3 protein-coding genes are annotated in these 2,371 nt (G+C 32.1%); all 3 read left to right on the top strand.

The annotated features are described in order from the left end of the window. Positions 1-170: 170 nt before the first annotated feature. The 3 genes from BC781_RS25270 to BC781_RS25260 all read left to right on the top strand — a co-directional run bounded on the left by BC781_RS25270 (position 171) and on the right by BC781_RS25260 (position 2,205). Positions 171-950 (top strand): YARHG domain-containing protein, encoded by a 780-nt coding sequence (locus BC781_RS25270; protein WP_109623333.1) that lies wholly within the window; start codon positions 171-173, stop codon positions 948-950. A 94-nt stretch (positions 951-1,044) separates the two neighbouring features. After that, complete coding sequence (locus BC781_RS25265; RefSeq protein WP_109623331.1) at positions 1,045-1,542, top strand: hypothetical protein; 498 nt, start codon at positions 1,045-1,047, stop codon at positions 1,540-1,542. 186 nt (positions 1,543-1,728) lie between these two features. Next, the gene (locus tag BC781_RS25260) at positions 1,729-2,205 is read left to right on the top strand and encodes a hypothetical protein (protein WP_109623329.1); all 477 of its coding nucleotides are present in this window, start codon (positions 1,729-1,731) and stop codon (positions 2,203-2,205) included. Positions 2,206-2,371: the final 166 nt, after the last annotated feature.

Below are 2,371 nucleotides of genomic sequence, written 5' to 3'. Positions count from 1 at the left end.
CGGCTTTAAGCATATTTGTAAGCACAATAATATTAGGAGGGTCTTTGTTACTGATCCTTTATTTAATTCTGAAATAAAAACTACTCCCAACAAGGGGCATATTTCACAGTCAGTATTGCGACGCAATCTGCCTGCGATACCATGCCCGATTCGTTGGCTAGCATGAAAATATGAGAAATATATTTTTTACTATTTTATTATTTTTAGAAACTCTTTCTTGTCAAGGACAATCTTTAAGTTTTGAATCCTTATTAGATTTATTTACGACAGATCGTTCTTATACTGAAATTCCAGACATTTATGCTATTCATTATTTTGATTACGATACATTATTAGTTAATGCAAGTGGGAGTAAATTATCTTTAAACGCAGATAGGATAGTCCTTAAAACTGATGAAAATATTGCTTTATCTGTATTTACAGATACTGGAGCAGGAGGGGTTTGTAAATATGGAAGCTTGTTTATATTTAACAAGGATGGTGAAAAGATTACAAACTTTTCTTTTGAATCAGAACTAGGTGATGGAGGGTTTTACAGCGGAACAATTTGTATTTATGCGTCAGATTCTTTACTCATTTTTAATCATATAGATCAGGAGTATGATGGTGATATTGTAACTATGAATAAGTCAGAGCTTGATTATTATAGATACGAAGATTGGAAGCTTATAAAGAGAACAACTATTCCCATTGACACTAGAAGGAAATATTTCTTAGGTTCAAATTCATTTTTGACTAGAGAACAGCTTTTGAGTTATTCAATTGAGGAGCTTTCGATTATTAGAAATGAAATATTTGCGAGTCATGGATATATATTTAAATCTAATAAATGGAAGAGTTATTTCTTAAAAAAAGATTGGTATAAGCCAATGTATTCAAATGTTATAGATAGTTTAACTTTAATTGAAAAAGTTAATATTTCAAGCATTTTAGAAATTGAAAGAAAATAAACGCTAGCCAACAAAGGGCATAGTCCACAGGCATCTGCGACGCAATCTGCCTGCGACACCATGCCCGAGCCGTTATGCCTAAATACAAGAAATAATGAAGCTGTTCAGTTGTTTTAAAAGAGAAGGTAAGCTTTATTCTAGCAATAATGGAGTTTCAGGTCCTAAATACTTAGAACAGTATTCTGAACATTTTGAATCACCACATAAAATTTTGACAAATGAATGGAGAAGGAAGTTGATTTCTAATTCGGGAAACAGTCGTTTTAAGATAAAGTATTATGGTAAGAGGCATGATGAATATCCAAGCTTGATTGTTAGTGAGAATTTTTCACCACTAAAAATTTCAGTTGTAGATATTTTGACAGATGATGAAATATTACTATTCGATGGTAGCATTCATGGATATAATGCACTGTTTTGTGACAAGTATACCTTAGAACAATTGAACAAAAGAACAGAATCTGAGATTTATGTTAGCGATGAAAATCAAGATACTTTCGAAGTAATCATTTCTACAATTCATTCAATTAACTACAATGAAGAGTTTATAGATGAAGTAGAATGGATTTATGACATCAATCAATGGAGATAGACTGTCAGTTGAAGAAGCAAACCAGAATGGTTTTAGCAGTATTCAGATTTGGTTAATAACTGACAATAAAAAGCATATCGAAATATTATCAGAGGAATTATCTTAAAAAAAAATAGGCATAACAAGGGGCATAGTTCACTGGCGTCTTGCGACGCAATCCGCCAGCGTCACCATGCCCATGTCGTTATGCAGAATAAATTTATGAGTGAAGAACAGTATTTATTTGAAATAGAATTACCAATTTGGCAAGACCCTCAAGGTGATTTAATTTTAGAAAAATCAAGAGAATATTGCTACGTATATTTTGGTTGTTGGGATAAAAAATCACCACCAAATTATGCAGAATATATTGGACGAATTGAATTTATAAATGCATGGTCAGTAAGAAGTCTTGATGTAGAATTCTATGACATTCATCCAAGAGGAGAATACTTATATCCGTCAAGTATATACATTATTAAGAATTCAGAATGGTTTAAGGATGTCTTTAATATTAGGAATGAATATTACTCAGATAGTTGGACAAAGTGGAAGGATAAAAATTATAAACATTACCTAGTAAAAGGACATGATAATTACTTTGAAATAATCGCGGAAGATTTTGAAGTGAAAAAAATTGATAAAGCTCAAGCCGGTAAATATGCTGTTTTAATTGAGGAGTAATCAAGAGTAAAAAACTGCATAACAAGGGGCATATTGCACAGGCAGTCTTGCGACGCAATCTGCCTGCGACACCATGCCCGGGTCGTTGTGTACAATCGTGTAAACTTCATGGGATATGAGATATTTAATACTAATATTATTAATGATTGGATGTCAATTTAATTCT

This window comes from Sediminitomix flava (assembly GCF_003149185.1).
GTDB lineage: Bacteria > Bacteroidota > Bacteroidia > Cytophagales > Flammeovirgaceae > Sediminitomix > Sediminitomix flava.
The sequence above is the reverse complement of the archived record's forward strand: the minus strand, read 5'-3'. Positions and strand labels throughout refer to the sequence as shown.

What these genes read in the sequence shown, in the direction of transcription:
- BC781_RS25270 (WP_109623333.1), top strand. Translation starts at nt 171, where the DNA reads ATGAGAAATATATTTTTTACTATTTTATTATTTTTAGAAACTCTTTCT.
- BC781_RS25265 (WP_109623331.1), top strand. Translation starts at nt 1,045, where the DNA reads ATGAAGCTGTTCAGTTGTTTTAAAAGAGAAGGTAAGCTTTATTCTAGC.
- BC781_RS25260 (WP_109623329.1), top strand. Translation starts at nt 1,729, where the DNA reads ATGCAGAATAAATTTATGAGTGAAGAACAGTATTTATTTGAAATAGAA.